Annotated in this window: 18 protein-coding genes; 8 read left to right on the plus strand and 10 right to left on the minus strand. The window is 52.7% G+C overall.

The window, feature by feature from the left end; all coding sequences use genetic code 11:
* Positions 1–19: 19 nt before the first annotated feature.
* The 3 genes from ACOJWD_RS14040 to ACOJWD_RS14050 are packed head-to-tail and all read left to right on the plus strand — an operon-like array spanning position 20 to position 5,584.
* Positions 20–1,753 carry a DNA repair helicase XPB gene (locus ACOJWD_RS14040; RefSeq protein WP_486993869.1) on the plus strand — a complete coding sequence of 578 codons (1,734 nt, stop codon included), beginning with the start codon at positions 20–22 and terminating at the stop codon, positions 1,751–1,753.
* Complete coding sequence (locus tag ACOJWD_RS14045; RefSeq protein ID WP_486993870.1) at positions 1,750–3,519, plus strand: helicase-associated domain-containing protein; 1,770 nt, start codon at positions 1,750–1,752, stop codon at positions 3,517–3,519. The genes ACOJWD_RS14040 and ACOJWD_RS14045 overlap by 4 nt, the downstream gene beginning before the upstream one ends.
* 19 nt (positions 3,520–3,538) lie before the next feature.
* Positions 3,539–5,584 carry a S9 family peptidase gene (locus ACOJWD_RS14050; protein WP_486993871.1) on the plus strand — a complete coding sequence of 682 codons (2,046 nt, stop codon included), beginning with the start codon at positions 3,539–3,541 and terminating at the stop codon, positions 5,582–5,584.
* Between the two features lie 260 nt (positions 5,585–5,844).
* On the opposite strand, the gene ACOJWD_RS14055 is transcribed toward ACOJWD_RS14050, so the two are convergent.
* The 4 genes from ACOJWD_RS14055 to ACOJWD_RS14070 all read right to left on the minus strand — a co-directional run bounded on the left by ACOJWD_RS14055 (position 5,845) and on the right by ACOJWD_RS14070 (position 10,489).
* Complete coding sequence (locus tag ACOJWD_RS14055; protein ID WP_486993872.1) at positions 5,845–6,888, minus strand: zinc-dependent alcohol dehydrogenase family protein; 1,044 nt, start codon at positions 6,886–6,888, stop codon at positions 5,845–5,847.
* Positions 6,889–7,106: 218 nt separating this feature from the next.
* Positions 7,107–7,847 (minus strand): EAL domain-containing protein, encoded by a 741-nt coding sequence (locus ACOJWD_RS14060; protein WP_486993873.1) that lies wholly within the window; start codon positions 7,845–7,847, stop codon positions 7,107–7,109.
* A 369-nt stretch (positions 7,848–8,216) separates the two neighbouring features.
* Positions 8,217–9,296, minus strand: coding sequence for a rhodanese-like domain-containing protein (locus ACOJWD_RS14065; protein WP_486993874.1), 1,080 nt, complete (start codon positions 9,294–9,296; stop codon positions 8,217–8,219).
* Positions 9,293–10,489, minus strand: coding sequence for a thiolase family protein (locus ACOJWD_RS14070; RefSeq protein ID WP_486993875.1), 1,197 nt, complete (start codon positions 10,487–10,489; stop codon positions 9,293–9,295). The genes ACOJWD_RS14065 and ACOJWD_RS14070 overlap by 4 nt, the downstream gene beginning before the upstream one ends.
* 111 nt (positions 10,490–10,600) lie before the next feature.
* Here ACOJWD_RS14070 and ACOJWD_RS14075 point away from each other — a divergent pair, with 111 nt between their 5' ends.
* Positions 10,601–11,074, plus strand: a complete 474-nt coding sequence (locus ACOJWD_RS14075) for a flavin reductase family protein (protein WP_486993876.1) — start codon at positions 10,601–10,603, stop codon at positions 11,072–11,074.
* Positions 11,075–11,076: 2 nt separating this feature from the next.
* Here ACOJWD_RS14075 and ACOJWD_RS14080 read toward each other — a convergent pair whose 3' ends face one another.
* The 5 genes from ACOJWD_RS14080 to ACOJWD_RS14100 are packed head-to-tail and all read right to left on the minus strand — an operon-like array spanning position 11,077 to position 14,406.
* A complete protein-coding gene (locus tag ACOJWD_RS14080) occupies positions 11,077–11,361 on the minus strand; it encodes a hypothetical protein (RefSeq protein ID WP_486993877.1) in 285 nt (94 codons plus the stop codon).
* A 27-nt stretch (positions 11,362–11,388) separates the two neighbouring features.
* Positions 11,389–12,531: a glycosyltransferase gene (locus ACOJWD_RS14085; RefSeq protein WP_486993878.1), complete on the minus strand. Its 1,143-nt coding sequence runs from the start codon at positions 12,529–12,531 to the stop codon at positions 11,389–11,391.
* A complete protein-coding gene (locus ACOJWD_RS14090) occupies positions 12,429–13,046 on the minus strand; it encodes a guanylate kinase (RefSeq protein ID WP_486993879.1) in 618 nt (205 codons plus the stop codon). The genes ACOJWD_RS14085 and ACOJWD_RS14090 overlap by 103 nt, the downstream gene beginning before the upstream one ends.
* On the minus strand, positions 13,043–14,014 hold the full coding sequence (locus tag ACOJWD_RS14095; RefSeq protein ID WP_486993880.1) for an NAD(P)H-dependent flavin oxidoreductase: 972 nt from the start codon (positions 14,012–14,014) through the stop codon (positions 13,043–13,045). Before ACOJWD_RS14095 ends, ACOJWD_RS14090 begins: the two co-directional genes overlap by 4 nt.
* Positions 14,011–14,406 carry an HIT family protein gene (locus ACOJWD_RS14100; RefSeq protein WP_486993881.1) on the minus strand — a complete coding sequence of 132 codons (396 nt, stop codon included), beginning with the start codon at positions 14,404–14,406 and terminating at the stop codon, positions 14,011–14,013. The genes ACOJWD_RS14095 and ACOJWD_RS14100 overlap by 4 nt, the downstream gene beginning before the upstream one ends.
* Before the next feature lie 155 nt (positions 14,407–14,561).
* On the opposite strand from ACOJWD_RS14100, the gene ACOJWD_RS14105 reads away from it, so the two are divergent.
* The gene (locus ACOJWD_RS14105) at positions 14,562–14,816 is read left to right on the plus strand and encodes a YkuS family protein (RefSeq protein ID WP_486993882.1); all 255 of its coding nucleotides are present in this window, start codon (positions 14,562–14,564) and stop codon (positions 14,814–14,816) included.
* Positions 14,817–14,927: 111 nt separating this feature from the next.
* On the opposite strand, the gene ACOJWD_RS14110 is transcribed toward ACOJWD_RS14105, so the two are convergent.
* Positions 14,928–15,158, minus strand: coding sequence for a hypothetical protein (locus ACOJWD_RS14110; RefSeq protein ID WP_486993883.1), 231 nt, complete (start codon positions 15,156–15,158; stop codon positions 14,928–14,930).
* Between the two features lie 267 nt (positions 15,159–15,425).
* On the opposite strand from ACOJWD_RS14110, the gene ACOJWD_RS14115 reads away from it, so the two are divergent.
* From ACOJWD_RS14115 to ACOJWD_RS14125, 3 genes are all read left to right on the plus strand, one after another.
* On the plus strand, positions 15,426–16,544 hold the full coding sequence (locus ACOJWD_RS14115) for a hypothetical protein (RefSeq protein ID WP_486993884.1): 1,119 nt from the start codon (positions 15,426–15,428) through the stop codon (positions 16,542–16,544).
* A 96-nt stretch (positions 16,545–16,640) separates the two neighbouring features.
* Positions 16,641–17,429 carry a phosphosulfolactate synthase gene (locus ACOJWD_RS14120; protein WP_486993885.1) on the plus strand — a complete coding sequence of 263 codons (789 nt, stop codon included), beginning with the start codon at positions 16,641–16,643 and terminating at the stop codon, positions 17,427–17,429.
* Between the two features lie 99 nt (positions 17,430–17,528).
* Positions 17,529–18,079, plus strand: a 551-nt coding sequence (locus ACOJWD_RS14125) for an ABC transporter substrate-binding protein (protein ID WP_486993886.1), incomplete at its 3' end; no start/stop codon positions are given.

The raw sequence follows: 18,079 nt of genomic DNA on the forward strand, positions 1-18,079 counted from the left end.
TATTAGTGACATCGTGGCCATGGAGGTGAAACTGATCGCCCGCTTACCGGTTATCGTGCAAAGTGATCTCACGGTTCTTTTGGAAGTGGATAACCCGCTCTATAACGATGCCCGAGATGCCCTCGCAGGGTATGCCGAACTCATTCGCAGTCCCGAGCACATGCATACCTATCAACTCAGCGCTCTCTCCCTATGGAATGCCATGGCGGCAGGTCTGGACGCAGCGACCGTGATTTCCTCACTCACCCACATCTCGGCTTATCCCATTCCGGCCAATGTCATCCAGTTCATCCGCGATCAGGAATTCCGCTATGGCCGCTTACGACTCGTGACCGCGCCAGACGGTGACGGACTATGGCTCACCTCAGATGATGCGTTAGCCCTTACCCAAATTGGCCGGATCAAGCCGGCCATCCCGTATCTGGAGGCGCCACTTCATCCGGGGTATCGCGTACGTCCCGAATATCGCGGCCTCATTAAACAGGTGTTAGCTAAAGCGGGCTGGCCTATTGACGACATTGCAGGATATACCCCGGGCGCCCCACTGGAAATGACTTTGAAATCCCTATTATCCGATGGGTCCCCATTTCACCTACGCCAGTATCAAATAGACGCTATTCAGTCCTTCTGGGGTGAAGGACGAGTGGAACGAGGTAATGGTGTGGTGGTGTTACCGTGCGGTGCCGGAAAAACGGTCGTCGGCATGGGAGTCATTCAGGAAGCGCAAACGCACACTCTCATGTTGACCACTTCGTGGGCCGCGTTGCATCAATGGCACCGCGAGTTAATAGAAAAAACCACTTTGACTGCCGACCTCGTAGGAGAATATAGCGCGCAACAGAAAACCATACGCCCAGTCACCGTCACCACCTACCAAATGCTGACCCATCGACAAGGATCCGCATTCCGCCATTTCGAGACGCTGGATCAGTTTCCTTGGGGTCTCATCATTTACGATGAGGTGCATCTGCTCCCCGCGCCCATGTTTCGTCTCACCGCCAGTCTTCAAGCACGGCGCCGTCTTGGCCTCACTGCAACCCTCATCCGCGAAGATCATCGTGAAGAGGACGTATTTTCTCTCATAGGCCCAAAACGGTTTGATATGCCGTGGAAAGTCTTGGAGCAACAAGGATGGATTGCCACCGCTCAATGTCGAGAAATCCGGGTTGCTCTCCCGGCCAATGCTCGAGAAAATTATGCCGTAGCGGAAGATGTCGAACGTGTGCGCATCGCTGCAGAAAACCCCGCTAAGATGATGGTGGTGGATACGCTGTTAAAAGAACATGCCCAAGACCACGTATTGGTTTTGGGGCAATATCTATCGCAACTCGAAGCCATGGCCGCACATTTTCACGCACCCCTTATCACCGGGAAGACTCCATCACGGACGCGAGAAACCTTATATGATGCGTTTCGTCAGGGTACGATCCCCGTGCTCTTCGTCTCCAAGGTGGGTAACTTTGCCATTGACCTCCCTGATGCCAACGTGGCCATCCAAATCAGCGGCACCTTCGGCAGTCGTCAAGAAGAAGCTCAACGCCTAGGGCGGATTTTGCGACCTAAGTCTCATGGCATGATGGCCACCTTTTATAGTCTCGTCTCTGAAGACACCAAAGAACAAGACTTTGCCCAAAAGCGACAACTCTTCTTATGCGAGCAAGGCTATCGCTATGATATTGCTCATGCCAACGCCGAGGGTACGCCTGAGAACCGTCTGGCGCTGGTAATCCCATTTAGGGCAGGTGAATCGTGAATCCCGCATTTCTATCCACCTTTACCATTCTACGAGCACTAAAAGGTTCCGAACGCAGCGAATTGCAAGACCGCCTCCATGCCACGAGTGCTACCCCTTCCGCCTTATCTGACGTCTTATTGAATCCCGATATGCTTCGATCTACCGTGCAGCATCTGTCTGAAGATGCTTTAACCACCCTACAACACTGGATCGTGAACCGCGGCCAATTTCGAGCCGCCATGGCAAAAAACAGCCGGATTCGAGCAGGGATTGAAGAGCTTATTGATAGGGGATGGGTGTTCGAGACCCGTTACGGTCCCTATCGCTCAATCTACGTCATTCCTTGGGACATGATGGTCGGTCTGATACCGGTATTATTCAACATTCCTTGGGATCGCCTCATGACCTCTGGCCCAGAGCGCGTGATATCTCCCGTGCCAGTATGGGACCCTTTTTGGCATGACGTCTTTCAAGTGCTATCCTACGCGCGTGTAGAGCCGTTATTGGTAACCAATCAAAATACCATCTATAAGCGGCAGTTAAACCGTCTCATGCCGCTCTTGTGGCACTCTGATACGGTTTCCCCCGATGTGCGATTGAGCTACATTCTACGCGTTATGAATCAAATGAACCTCTTTACTACCGTTAACGATCCCTATGCTCTGGGGGTGAACGAAGCCCAGGCGCTTGCACTATTTTCGCTCGAGCCGCGCCAACGATATGACTATTTCGCCCACCATGTGTACGATCCGCAAAGAATCTCGTGGCCTCACCTATTCATGTCATGCTTAGCGTTCCACTTACCGGAAGATGGCTTTTTGATAATCGACAAAGTGCATCAATACCTCACCGATCTCGAGGTCGATGGGGCCCGCTACCTTCATCAGTTCGTGGCGAGCCGCGATGAAATGGTGGATTTAGGGCTTTGGGAGACCGATTCCTCCCGCTTTTTGCGACTCAGTACCGCCGCATACGCGGCCATGCACGGTCAATTTGAATCCGAAGAGCGCCACCAGATTGTGATCCAATCGACTGGCGAAGTGATGGTTCCGCCACAAGTCTCCATGACTGAACGCTGGCAGTTAGATGCGCTCGCAACACGCATCAAATCAGACCGTGTGTCCACCTATCAAATTGATATACAAGCCGTGCGGCGGCATATCGAAGGCGGCGGTACTCTTGAACAACATCTCGATCAACTGCAGGCGTTATCCCGCACCGGTGTACCGGATAATGTGGCCGTGAACCTAGCCGACTGGTATCGGGCCATCGGCCGCCATCGGATCATGGAGGTCACTCTGGTCCATAGCGAACGACCAGAAGATTCCCGCGACATCGAGACGGTTCTTGGTCGTGATGCCCTATCACGACTATCTGAAACCGATGTCGTCATCCCCGCAACCCGAGTCAAAGACATTCTAAAGCGTCTCGAACGCGCCGGATCGCCAATCCTCTCGCAGGTATTGACCCCCAGTCGTCCAGGTCGCGAGGGCGGGAGCTCATCTCGTCAACCGGAGGAAACTCAGTGGGAAGTACGTCTTTCCCATCATCAAGACACGCCTCCCACGGCACCCACGCGTGAATTTCTCTACCAGAGCTTTATGAGCGCACAACGACACGGCCAACCCGTCATGGTCACTTACGAGAGTCCTGGGCACTCCGCTCCCTTGAGCCAAATGGTAATCCCCATTCAACTTGAGGAACACTGGGTGCAAGTCTATTGTATTGAGGAACGACGCTACATTTTAATCGACTGGTCGAGTATCATGGAAGTGATTCCATAGTCTTCGAAGGAGGTTCTTCATGAATCCACCGAAAGCGCAACGCTATCCTCACCCCCATCAAATCCATGGAGACATACGCCAAGATGATTATTATTGGCTAAGAGAGAAGGAAAACCCCGAAGTCATTCAATACCTTACCGAAGAAAACCGTTATTTTGAAGAGATGATGCAACCCTTACGCGGACTTCAAGAAACCTTATATCGGGAAATGATTGAACATATCCCTGAAGCGGAAGAAGAGATGCCGGCTCAAGATGGGCCCTACTTCTACTATTCCCGGATTAATCCGGGTCAGCAGTATCGCACCTATTATCGTAAACAAGCCGTGCACCGTGACGAGTTACCCCATTCAGCGGAAGAAATTATCCTTGACGTCAATGCTCTCGCCACCGACGGATTTCTTAGCGTCACCACCGTCTTGGTCAGTCCTAGCCACGATCGTCTGGCTTACCTCGAAAATCGCGATGGCACCGACCGATACACGCTCTTTGTGAAGGACCTGACCACTGGGGAATTAGTCGATTCTCCCATCCCCAATGTCTACATAGGCGGAAGCATTGCCTGGGACAAAGAGAGTCAATACCTCTTTTACATCACGATCGACATGAGTCAGCGGCCCAATCAATTATGGCGCCATCGCCTACTCAGCCCCGAACCAGATATCTTGTTATTTGAAGAAACCGATATCACGTTTACGTTGAACCTTCACACGTCAAAAAGTGGAGACTATCTTTTTCTCGTCAGCGACACCAAAATTACCAGCGAAGTTTATTATCTGCCCTCGAACACTCCCGAAGAGCCGTTCCAGTTGTTCTCCCCGCGCCGTCGCAACATTTTGTACATGATCGAGCACTGGCACGAGCACTTTCTCATCTTAACCAATGACGGCGCAGAAAATTTCACACTCTTGACCGTGCCGATTGCCGAACCCACGTTAGCAAAAGCCGCCCCGCTCTTCCCGTATAACCACAAGCGCTACCTTCAAGAGGTCATCCCATTTCAAGATGCGCTCCTCATCTATGGTCGAGAAGAGGGCCTGACACAACTATGGACCTATCAAGAGGATACCCTCCATCGTCTCTCCTGGGAGGAACCTCTTTATACGGTGGCCCCTGGTCACAATATTTCCTATACGGCGCAAGAGATGCTGATCAGTTTTTCATCGCTGGTGACACCCAAAATCCACTATGCGCTTGATCTCACAACCGGCAAGCGCACCATCCTCTACCAAGAGCCCATTGGCCATTATGATCAAGACCAGTATCTACAAAAGCAACTGTGGGCAACGGCAGAAGACGGCACTCCGATCCCCCTATCACTGGTAGCGAAAAAGTCCTTTTGGGGACAGACCCCGCGCCCGCTAATCTTGTATGGCTATGGTTCCTATGGAGCTAATTCCAACCCAGCCTTTGATGCTACCCGTCTTCCTCTTCTTGATCGTGGGGTGATATACGTCATCGCTCACGTTCGCGGTGGCTCTGAGATGGGTGAGTCGTGGTATCAGAACGGCAAGCTCTTTAAGAAGCGCAACACTTTTACGGATTTCGTCGATGCAGCACGATATCTCATTGGGGAAGGTTACACCACGCCTCAATTGCTGGCCGCTCGCGGACGCAGTGCAGGTGGTCTCTTGATGGGTGCCGTACTCAACCTCGCCCCGGAGCTCTTTCAAGTCGTTGTCCCAGGGGTGCCCTTTGTCGACGTGCTAACCACCATGCTCGACGCCAGTATCCCCTTAACCAGCTTAGAATGGGATGAGTGGGGGAATCCTGCCGAACCGGAATATTACCACTACATGAAATCGTATAGTCCCTACGATAATGTGGAGGAAAAAGCCTATCCGCATCTGTTGATATATACTGGACTTAACGATCCCCGCGTCGGCTATTTTGAACCTGCCAAGTGGGTAGCCCGCTTACGGGTCATGAAAACCGATCAGCATCAACTACTCCTCAAGACCCATATGGGAGCGGGACATGGAGGATCCTCGGGTCGCTTCGCTCGGCTGAACGAGGTCGCTGAAGAGTATGCGTTTATCTTAGATAAGCTCGGAATCTCTCAATAGAATTTTCCTCGCGAAGAACGACACCAACGTGAGTTCGTGTCGTTCTTTTGCTATCATTGCGTAAGTGCGAACGATAACAGCACGTACTACGGTCAGAGCCAATGATTCCTTATCATCACAGTCGCCGGTAGTTCCTCAGCGTTCCACGATTGTCACCACACCCCCGAAATCTCCGATCCATAGCTTGAACCCCTCTCTCATTCAACCCTCAAGGCATGGCAGATCCTCGCTAGCGCCCCTACTACGTCGTCTCGTCGTTGTCATCGTTCGCTTACCGTAAGAAGCGCCTTTATCGCGCGACGCTCGTCCATGGCTTGATATGCCTCGGCCACCTGTTCCAAGTCCCGGCGCCAATCGAAGACGCGACCTGGATTAATCTTGCCACTGAGAACGTCCTTCAATAATTCCGGAATATAAGCCCGAACCGGCGCGACCCCACCGGCCACGCCGATATCTTTAAAAAACATATCGCGAAATGGTAGTTCGACATCGGTCGGCACACCCACAGTCCCCACCGTGGCGCCCGGGCGAGCAATCGCAATAGCCGTCTGCATTGCCTCATTGGTGCCTACGCACTCTAGCGCTCCATCTACACCTATGCCATGGGTCTTTTCCATGATAACCTCTACCGCCTCTTTGCCCCGCTCTGGAACAACGTCCGTCGCACCAAACTCGCGCGCCAGTGCCTGACGTGCCGGGTGACGACTCAGCGCAATAATGCGCTCGGCACCAAGCCGTTTCGCTGCGATGATAGCGCACAGCCCCACGGCTCCGTCGCCCACCACGGCCACTGTATCACCGCGCGCCACATGCGCGCTTCGAGCCGCATGGTGTCCCGTCCCCATCACATCCGACAAGGTGAGTAGCGACGCCAACATATCTTGAGAAAAATCTGTACCAGGCACCTGCACCAAGGTGCCATCTGCCCAGGGCACGCGCACTTTTTCCCCTTGACCGCCATCCATTGTCTCGCCACCCCATCCGCCACCATGAATGCATTGCGCCGTCATCCCCACGCGACAATGTGGACAGGTCCCGTCGCTGTACAGAAAGGGCGCGATCACAAAGTCCCCACGACGAATCGTCTTCACATCCGGACCCAAATCCTCAACAACCCCGATAAATTCGTGACCGATGGGCTTTCCCCAAGGACGCGGCACAATTCCACGGTAGTACCAAAGATCCGATCCACAGACACAGGCCATGACGACTCGGACGATGGCGTCGGTCGCCTCCTGAATTTGAGGTTCTGGTCTTTCCACAATGTTCACCTGACCAGGTTGTTGAAAAATTGCTGCTTTCATATTGCGTCCCTCCATCTCTCATCGACGTCTTTGTAACACCCCACGAACCCGCGCTCAGTTTTCTTCATCGCCCCCAGGACGAATCTCACCCTCAGGCCGGCTGCATTGGGACAGTACACATGAAATGCTGGGTGTCATCGCCGTGAAGATCCCCGATTTAGATCGGATTCTTTCGACCATTATATCGTCAGATTAATTCCACACAAGGGCTTCTGGCCTCACGGAGTAAGAGGTGGCGGGACATAAAGATACCCTTGCCCCAAAGGAACTCCCAGCAGACGAAAAGTTTCGGCATCATCGGTAGTTTCAATACCTTCTGCCACAATTTTGGCCCCGATGTGATCCGCAAATCGCACGAGGGATTCCACCAATAGCTGGCGTACTGGACGAGCTTTAGTCAGACGAACGAAGTCCACGTCAAATTTAATGAAATCCGGCACCACATCGGCCAACATGGACAAATTGCTATACTCGGTGCCGACATCATCCACCGCGATGCGAAACCCAAGCTTTTTTAAATAGGCTATTTCGGCATAAAACCGAGAGGGGTCAGAAATACGGCGCTCGGTCATTTCGATAACCACCCGATTAGGGGAGATACCGTAGTCATCCGTCCAGCGATGCAACAGATGGTGGGACACAATGCCCATTTCGAGCGTCTCCGGCAATACGTTGAGAAATAGTAGCAGTGATTCGTCACTGTGATAAGGAAAGTTTTGAATCGCCCGACGGCAACAAGCTCGGTCCAACGTGGGACCCAGCGATTCCTTATCAGCCAATTCGAACATTGTCGCAGGACTGGACAAGCGCGGTATGGGGCCCCGACTTAACGCCTCATAACCCAAAATAGCATCTTGAGATAACGATACAATGGGTTGATAGATGGTCCGGATACTCTCGGTCGCTAACATCTGATGAAATTCGCGCGTCATGCGCCGTCCAATGGTCACGGTGGCCATGGGAACCTCCTTGTTGTCGACCAGTGTTTCGACATTTTATGCAAAAACTCCTTTGTGTCTGAAACAAATTCTGTATCCTGATTTTCCATGGAATGACCCCCTCAACGATTCGTCAATTCATAGCAAACGGCCCCCTCGTTTATCCACGGTAGGTGTCTATGACACCGTTTTCACCATTATGCCCCATATCTTCGTTCACCTTTCCGGGGTGACCGCTCACATCGCAAAAACCTTTTCCCGAGATTCATCGTCCACTGCAATGACGCGTCCCTCGTCGGTTCAATGTACCACTGTTTCTTCAAAGAAAGCACGCCTCAAGATGGGCGTCACGATGACCTCATTCTCATCTACTAGCGAATCCCCCAAAACTTAGCTCATGCCACCCTCAATCGGATAGTGATGCGGTGTCGGAACGTGGTCTTGGTCGCGGTTCCATGCGGCAAGACCCTGCTTTAATACATATGAACGATACCCCAGAATCCGCAAAATACCATTCGCTTGAGCAGCCTTCTGGAGCGACTGACTCACCAGAACTATTGGTCGATCGGGATTCAGCCGATCTGTCTCCATTCCCAGCTCACGGAAAGGAATGTTGATGCTTCCCGCGATATGCCCAGCGCGATAGCTCGTCGGCGAGCGCAAGTCGATGATAAGCGGGGGATGCTCCCCGGCAATGTCGGCCGCCAAGGTATCCGGATCGATGGTCCAAGGAAACGCGTATCCCCTGGCATACGGACGGGACATGGACGACAACATCGAAGCCACACTCTTTTGCCACTTCTCTCCGATAACATACGAGGTCGAAGAGGTTTTGTCAGGGTCAGTCCAGATCACGCCAGGCCCGCTAACCATAGGCCAACTGATGAGACGATGCTGTGACCAATTGGGCCATACATTGAGAGCGCCATTCCAGAGCGAAACGCCATCTTTTAATGAATAGGCCTTATACCCAAGAATTCTCAACAGAGCGGGTGTCATCTCGCCGCCATTACCGTCGTAGCACATCAGCACAATCGGCACATGATGCGGCAAGGGGAAAAAGGTGATGGGGATATCCTTGGTAAGGCCACTTGTAGCATGGAAAGGCAACATCTCCTGTTCCTTATGCGTAGCAAGAAGCTCTTTTCCCATCCATTGCAGCGGAATATTGTACGCCCCTTGGATGTGCCCCGCATCGAATCCATCTTTACCCAGTGGCTGGCGCACATCAATAAGCACCATCGGCTCCTTCCGATGCATTAGATCCATCACCTGGAACGAGGTCAGTTCATATTCATGATGACGAAAGGCCTCCCTAAAATACTGGCGCACTCGGAATTTGGCTACGCGCGAAAGACCATATGGCGATGGCACAACCGTGGTCGCAGTACGCCCATGGACCACAACACCGATGGTCAACAAGGCCCCTAAGACGGTGACAGCGGCGCCCCACGTCCACCCCACTCTCATAGGCTTTCAATCACCATGGCTATCCCTTGCCCTCCTCCAATACATAGCGACGCCAGTCCATAGTGCACTTGAGCTCGATGCATCTCTAAGGCCAGCGTTAAGATCAAACGTGCACCAGAGGCCCCCACAGGATGTCCCAGTGCAATGGCGCCTCCATGAATGTTCGTGATATCTCGGTTCAGTTGAAGTTCCTCTTCCACGGCCAAATACTGAGCTGCAAAGGCTTCATTAATTTCCACCCGCCCAATCTCCTTCATATCGAGACCCGCTCTCTCCAGCGCCATGCGCGATGCAGGAACCGGCCCAATGCCCATTATGGCGGGGTCCACGCCCGCCACCGCATAACTCACAATGCGTGCTAAGGGCTTCAGTCCATGGGTGCGCACAAAATCTCCCGTCGCAATCAACAGCATCGCGGCCCCGTCATTGATCCCCGATGAATTTCCCGCGGTCACCGTGCCCCCATCACTCAAAAAGACTGGTCGAAGTTTCGCGAGTGATTCGAGTGAGGTGTCTGGCCGAATATGTTCATCTACATCCACGACGACAGTCTTCCCCCGTTGGCGAACAGGTACCGGGACAATTTCGGACTGAAAAACCCCCTCCGTGGCGGCCCGGTGCGCGAGTCGATGACTCCGTACCGCGAATTCGTCCTGCACTTCACGCGTAATCGCATGCGTGCGTGCCAGATTTTCCGCCGTCATTCCCATCCCGAGGCCAATGCCGGAGTCGGTTAACGTCGACTGCAAGGTGTCATCCAATTCAGGAACCCCATTTTTTATCCCCCATCGACTATTGCGCATGGCATAGGGAGACTGGCTCATGTTTTCCGTGCCACCTGCCAGCGCCACCTGGCCATCGCCCAAGATGAGGGCCTGGGCTGCCGAAATCACCGCCTGCAATCCCGAGCCACACAATCGATTCACGGTCAGGCTAGGCGCTTGTATCGAAAGGCCGGCGTTTAAGGCCACGTGGCGCGCCAAATATGCATAATCTTGTGTCGACGGAATGACCCCACCCACCACCGAGAAATCCACCGCCTGAGCCGGCACACCTGCCCGTTCAATCGCTCCTTGGGCCGCAATAGTTCCCAGTGTTACCGCATCAATATCCTTCAAATGTCCACCATAGGTCCCAAAGGGCGTGCGCGCCCCCGCAAGAATATATAGCTCTGTGTCACGCGACGTTAACATAATTTCCCTTCGTCCTTCCTTTTATTCGCCTTTTTCTCCCTGTCGAGAGAACCTCTACCACCCACACGCCAAACAGCATATAATATAAGGTACTAGAAACGAGGAACCCAAGTGGACGCCCAAATATTTCGTCACACGCTAGCTCAATTCGCAACCGGAATTACTGTGGTGATTAGTCGTCTAGATGAATCCACTCTGCATGGAATGACCGTGAATTCTTTTACGTCGGTATCGCTCACGCCACCTCTTATACTTTTTTGTGCCGACAACCAGTCCGAAACTCTCCGTGCCGTCCAATACGCGCATCGATTCACGGTAAGCTTTCTCGCGGCGCACCAAAGAAGTCTGAGTGAGCAATTTGCCTTATTGGGACCTCAGAATGAGTTGATGGCAAAAACCCCTCTTAGTGAAGGTATCGACGGCATCCCTTATCTCCGAGAGAGCCTAGCCTTCCTCGACTGTAAAGTGGAAAGCATCGTCCCGGCGGGTGATCATCACATCATCTTGGGTCACGTCGACAATCTTGGCATTCTCGCTCCCGGAGATCCTCTTCTATACTATGCCAGCCATTATTATCGAGGATAATATTACGCTCTTTGCACAGGATTCTGTGGCAGCCCCTCGATATCGTCGGGGCTCAGGCGAATCCCGCCCATCGGCAATTTCCCGCCGTTACGCTCGACATGCCGATATACGGTGGCATAGATAATGGGCTTTAACTTTTGCGGGCGATAGACGGTGTAGCCTAAACTCCGCAAAAGCTCTTTCGGAAAATAAATTGGGCAGTGTAAAAATTCTACCGCGGTATTGACCAATATGGTATCGGCTTCTGATCTATCTACACTCATAATTACAATGTCACGATCTGTCACACGAAATCCTCCTTTTCACACCAGAACTTAGGCTAATCGCTCGTAAAGGGCGACCATGGCATCTAAATTCGTTTCAAAGTCATACTGCTCCCGAACCCATTCCGGTCCGTTTGTCCCCAGTTGCCTGACCGCCTCCGGGTTCTTTATCGCCCAAGAGAGCCTCTCTCGCCAAGATCCGAGGTCACCCACATCAATGAGATATCCCGTGCTCCCTGGGACAATTACTTCAGAAAGTCCACCGACCCTATGAGCCAGGGAAATTTTTCCTAACGCCGCCAATTCCAGCGGCGCCACTCCAAAGGATTCGCGTAAGGAGGGATAGACTCCCATATCCGCCCAACTTAAAGCATCGGGTAAATCATCCGGAGCTACCCGCCCCAAAAATTCGACGCAATCTTGGAGCCCCAATTCGCGTACTTGCGACTTGACTAGCATTTCGCTGGACCCTTCTCCCAAGATTCGCCCAAGAAACGGCCCCTCTGTCCGGAGAGAGGCAAACACTGGCAATATCTTGTCAATGCCGTAAACCGGCTCAAGTGCCTTGTTAATGATCCACCGCAGGGGACCCTCTCCCGCCGGGCGTGGGTAAAATACCCGGCGGTTGATTCCAAACGGGATCACCTGAATGGCCTTCTTGCGCCCATAACGCTCGCTCACGTGCGCTAAGTAGTGGCTCGACGCGGTAATTGCATCCCCATGGGAGAAAATCCACTGCAAGAGCTTCCCATTTAATCCGGCCTTCCCGCGAGGAAAGACCTCGACGTCCGCTCCCCAGACCGAAAGGATTAAGGGATGGACGTCCAGCAGCGACGCATACAGTCCATAACGCGAGACATAGTGCGCATGTATGAGGTCCGGATGGTAGGCGCTAACCTCCCGTTTTAAACGCTGCACCCGATCCCAAAAACGACGCCGGCCATAGCCCATTTCGTGAACCCGAACGTCTGTGGGATGAGCACTCCAAGGACGCTCCGACCATACTTCCACCTCAAGGTCTCGGGATCTCAGTCCGACAATCCACCGTTGACTATGAACGCTGGCGGCATCAGCCAAAAGTGCCACTCGCATCAACCCTGAACTCGCAAATCCTGCATAATGTCGGCCCACTCGACTTGCCCGAGACGGCGATGCCGTTCCGCCCGGATAATGGTTTCCACCTGGTTGACGCACTCCTCCAGGCGATCATTTTTTACAATGTAATCATAGGACTGCGCGTGACGCACCTGCTCGATGGCATTATCGACCCGTGCTTCAAGATTGTCGACTTCAGAACGGTTCAAGATCCGACGCTTAAGCTCCTCGAGACTAGGCGGCAAGAGAAAGATCGCGACAACCCGTCGATGCCGTGCGGTGTACTTTAACCGCCCTTTATAGTCCAATTCAATAATGCCATCATGTTCGGGGATAAAAAGCTCCTTGGGCGATCCATAGTAATGATCATGATAAACCTGCTCATATTCAAAGATCTTGTCCTGTTGAATTAATTCGTGAAAGGCGGCCACCGACACAAATCGATAGTCAAATCCATCCACTTCTCCCTGACGCGGCTCGCGCGTGGTGTACGTCACCACTTTGCGGAGCATTGGGTCCCGATCCAGTAGCTCTCGCATCACCGAACCCTTACCTGCCCCCGATGGCCCTGTAAAGACAAATAAAATTGGTTCTAACTCGATATTCCTATTCATCCATCCGCGTCCTTCCCTAACGCCTGTCCCAACCGTCGATATCCCTGAAAGGCGTCCTTCTCCAATCGGTCCAGTAATTCCTTTACCGTTGGCACATCATGAATGAGCCCGGTCACTTGTCCCGCCCACACAAAGCCCTCATCCAATTGCCCGAGTACCGCACTACGATAATTAACCTCCCCACGAATATAGGGTAAAAGTTCATCGACTGTCGAAGTGGATTCTTCTTTCCTAAGAATAGCCTCAACATGAGGGGACGGGAGCGTCCGTCCTGGCCGCCCCAAAGAGCGCTCGATAATCTTAGTTTGATGAATGTCATGCATCATTAAGGCCTCTTTGTATCGATGATGCGCTCGACATTCTTGAGTAGCAACAAAACGTGTCCCCATTTCAATACCCTCGGCCCCCAGCGACAATGCTGCTAAGAGTTGTGCGCCGTCCCCAATGCCACCGCTGGCAACCACCGGAATCTCGACGGCTTCCACCAAACGACGCGTGAGCACCATCGTACCGATATCATCACGCCCCAAATGGCCGCCGCCCTCAACTCCAACCCCAATAATGACATGCGCCCCGAGGGAAGCGGCCTTTTCGGCCGCCCGTACAGAAGCCACTAACACCATAAGGCGTGCTCCAGAATCCAATATACGCCCCATATACGGCGCCGGATTGCCTCCTGTGAGCGACACCACTGGCACACTAAGGGACAAAGCCTCATCGAGCAAATCGTCAATGGGACGCTGCCCGATGGCAAAATTTACGCCAAAAGGTCGAGACGTCATCGCCTGAACCCGCTCAATTTCTTGACGCAATTCCATGGCATTATCACATGTCGTCGCGGTAATCTGACCAAGACCGCCCGCTTGAGAGACCGCCGCCGCCAGATCCGCGCGAGCAAGATACGCGAGTCCCCCTTGAATCACGGGTCGCTCAATCCCGATAAGGTCAGTCAAGCGCGTGCGTATCACGAAGACAGCGTCTCGCGAATCTTGTCTGCCATCGACGATAATTGCTCGTCGGCAACGCTTTTGGCACGTGAAAAATCCAACTCGATCATCGTGTTGACCGGAATGAGGTGAAGATGGGCATGGGGAACATCAAATCCCGCCACAATCGCACCGACTCGCGCGGCCCCCGTCACTTGTTGAATCGCTCGAGTGATCGGTTTTGCAAAAACTAAAATCTGAGACAACTCATCCTCATCCAAATCAAAAAAGTGGTCCACTTCAACTTTAGGAATCACTAAGGTATGTCCCGGAGACACCGGGCGAATATCCAGAAATGCTAGGAATTGATCATTTTCAGCGATGCGATAGCAAGGTAGCTCGCCCTTCGCAATTCGCGAAAAAATAGAGGCCATATAATCCGTCCTTTGCGCTACGACGTGTGATGACCTCTAGTATACCGCCACCATGGGTGGAGAAAAAGTGTCTCCTACGCCTGAATTCGCCGTCTTCCGTTCTAACACATAAGCCTGAACCTCTCGAGGGAATGATAGGGTTGGAGGTGAGGCTCATGAACCGAGCAATTGTGGCGATTGAAGGACAACTTTCCCCGTTCACAAACCTTCTTAAAGAGAAGGGTTATGACGTCATTCCACTAGATGAGAAAGCGATGGGCGTCGCAAGTGCCATCGTGGTGCAAGGCACCGATCACAACTTTCTAGGAATGGAAGATCCGCGAACGTTGGCTCCCGTCATTAATGCCGACGGCATGACGCCGGATGAGGTATTAGCCGCCGTGGACCATCGCGCCATTTCTCGTGTCTGATGAGTTCCTCCTGAGCAAGCGGTCGATTGTCGACCGCTTGTTTGCTGATGCGCCCCGCAACTCCGATTTCACTCTCGGTCAGAACCTCGCTACCAGAGAAGCCTTGGAATCTCAGTCGTCGCTATCAAGCGACGCCCCCAATACAAAAGGACGAAAACCAATACCCTGAATGGCCCATTGCATCTCTATTTGATCAACGAGTGTTGGGTCATAGTCCACAGCCACTTGATGGACCGTGGGATCCGCAGTAGCGCTAAGCACCCCCTCCATGGTGAGAGCAATTTCAATGTTCTGCTTGTTGAACGGCAATACGGGGTCGATGCCAAAGATAATGCGCGCCATACCTTCGTCTCCTCACAGGGTTTTTCTTTTTCAACTTTCCCCACTAAGAAGCGGATATTCACCAATCTCGCCCCCGTTTCCAACCAACAATCATGGGTAAGCGTCCGCCCCAGAGTGCCGAATGCTATCCCCACGGCGGTGTTGGACACGCTTGGAACTCTCTATCCGCACACCGCGTAATTCAGAAAATTTCATGGACGCACTGGTTTTACTCCACCGGTATGGTACTATCGAAAGACTATTCAATCCGCTAAAGGGGGTCTAACCTTGCTTAAACGTAATATTCCTATTCACTTAGTGGGCAGCTGGTCTCGTCCGTCATGGCTCTCCAGTCCCCGTATTGAGGACACTCGCGGTCCATCGGAGCAATTTTGGCGACCAGCCCCAGAATTCTTGAAAGAAGCTCAAGACGATGCTACACGGCTCGCCGTTTTAGACCAAATCGCCGCTGGAGTCGACATTGTGACCGATGGTGAGCAGAGAAGACAACTCTTCGATCGCTATTTCTATGGTCGGCTTAGCGGCGTGGACGCCACTCACTTAGCCCTACACACCTGGGGCGGACCAGAAGCATCCCTCGCGAATCAGTCGTGGCGTACTGTCACCCCCGGCCTGGCCTCTCAATCCGGCCCTCCTCAAATGCCGTCCCCGCGCGTAGTGGGTCCCATCGCTTGGCCGGGCCCTTTAGCGGTCGACGACTTCCTCTTTTTAGATCGATTGATTCACGGTACGATGCCCACAAAAATGACCCTCTCTGGACCCATCACCGCGCTCAATCGCATGGCGGACGAGTGGTACCACGATCGAGCGCAAATGGGGCGCGACATTGCTGATGCACTTAACCAAGAGGCTCACGCCCTAGTGGATGCCGGCTGTCGCATTCTGCAATTTGATGAGCCGGAGTTTCGTTCTGCGCATTTGGCGGTTCCTCAAGAAAGCCGGCATTTAATCAATCGCACCCTCAAGGGTCTCAAAGAGCGTGGAGTCACCACCTACGCGCATATGTGTTATGGATACGCCAACGCTGTGCTCCAAAAGTCCGTCAATCCCGACTTTTATGACGCTCTCTCGTTAATGGCTCAAACCGACATTGATGGCATTTCGATCGAATATGCGCAACCCGGACACACCCCTGAGGTCTTGCGGGCGATGGGAGATAAAGAGGTGATCTTAGGTTGCATCAACTGTTCTCCAGACTCGGCGATTGAAACTCCCGAACAAGTCGCAGAGTACCTGCGCGGTGCCCTGAGTGTGATTCCCGCCTCGCGACTGCACGCTTCCACCGATTGCGGGGTCTGGTTTTTGCCGAGAGAACGAGCCCTTGCCAAACTCGCATCGCTAGTCCAAGGCACACAGCTTGTCCGTCAAGAACAAGGACTTGAATAAGACATTTCAGTTCATTTTCAGGATTTCCTTACGTTTCCTTTAGTAATCCATGATAAGCTAAGCACCAATCGCGAAGCTTCGAACGGAGGGAAATTCATGAATTTATACGGATTAGATGTGCCGTTTCGTCAAGAAAAGCCGCGGGCCACCGGCATCACCTGGTGTATTGATGACGGTGTGCCTTTGGGCTTATTTGAAGATACCATTCGATCGTTCCATCGTCTGATTGATGGGGTCAAATTTGGCTGGGGTACGGCACTCGTCACGGATGTGCTGCAAGAAAAGGCAGCCATCTTACGTGAATACGACCTCGATTACGCATTTGGCGGCACATTATTTGAGGCCTTTTATATCCAACATCGCTACGAAGCCTTCCTTCATCTCGTCGAGACCTTACGCTGTCCTGTGATTGAAATCTCGGACGGTACCATCACGTTGCCACAGTCCGAACGCCTGCGCGCAATTCGCCGGGCTAAGAATTACGCCCGCATATTTACAGAAGTAGGGAGCAAGAATCCCGAAGAATCCGCGCGATGGAATGCGGAAGACTGGATTGAACAAATTCAGAAAGATCGAGACGCTGGAGCCGAGAAAATTATTCTTGAAGCGCGGGAATCGGGGACCAGCGGCCTCTGTCAACCGGACGGCCAAATCCGCTCCGACCTCACCGATGGCATCTTAAATGCTCATATACCGCTAGACGCCCTCATGTTTGAAGCCCCCCAAAAAGCTCATCAAGCATACTGGATTCACCTTTTAGGGCCTTCGGTCAATCTCTCAAACATCCCCATGACGGGCAGCGTCAATCTTGAGACCCTGCGTCTGGGTTTGCGATCAGATACTTTTTCTCTTCTTGAACCAGCACCGTCGGTCATGGCGCAATAGACATGAAACAATAACTTTGAGAAAATTCCCTCTTAAATAGACAGGGATTTTCTTTTTGATCGCGAATTAGACGGGATATCCTATGAAAGGGGAATCCCTATGCGAAATCGTCTCTCTATTCTGTTTTCGGCCGCCGTTCTGCCGGCTCTCTTTTTATCGGCGTGCGGCACCTCCTCATCCAATCAAAGCACCACCAGCTCTGCCTCTGGTGGAACCGCTGTGGTCGCCCTCTCCCCGCAGGTTTCGCCCAACTGGTGGTTCCCGGTCATCTCCAGCGAAGATTACGGAGATAGTAACTTTCAAATGAACGTGATGATGTATGTGCCACTGATTCATATCTCGCGAACAGACAGCATTAACTACCATCGGTCGCTGGCGCAATCCGTCACCTACAACAAGTCTGGAACCCGCTTTGTAATCCACTTGAATCCTAAGTGGCATTGGTCCAACGGAACACCGGTGACAAGCCGCGACGTCGTGTTTACATGGGATGTGCTGAAAGCCGCCAGTTCCAATTTACCCGGCGCCACTTGGGCCTATGTAGTAGCGGGCTCGGGAGGTGGTCCCACCCGATGTACATCCGTCACGGCCAGCGGTAAGTACACCGTGACCGTCACCTTAAACACCCCCAGTAATCACATCTGGTTCAT

The sequence above is a fragment of the Sulfobacillus sp. TH-112 genome, from assembly GCF_057473405.1.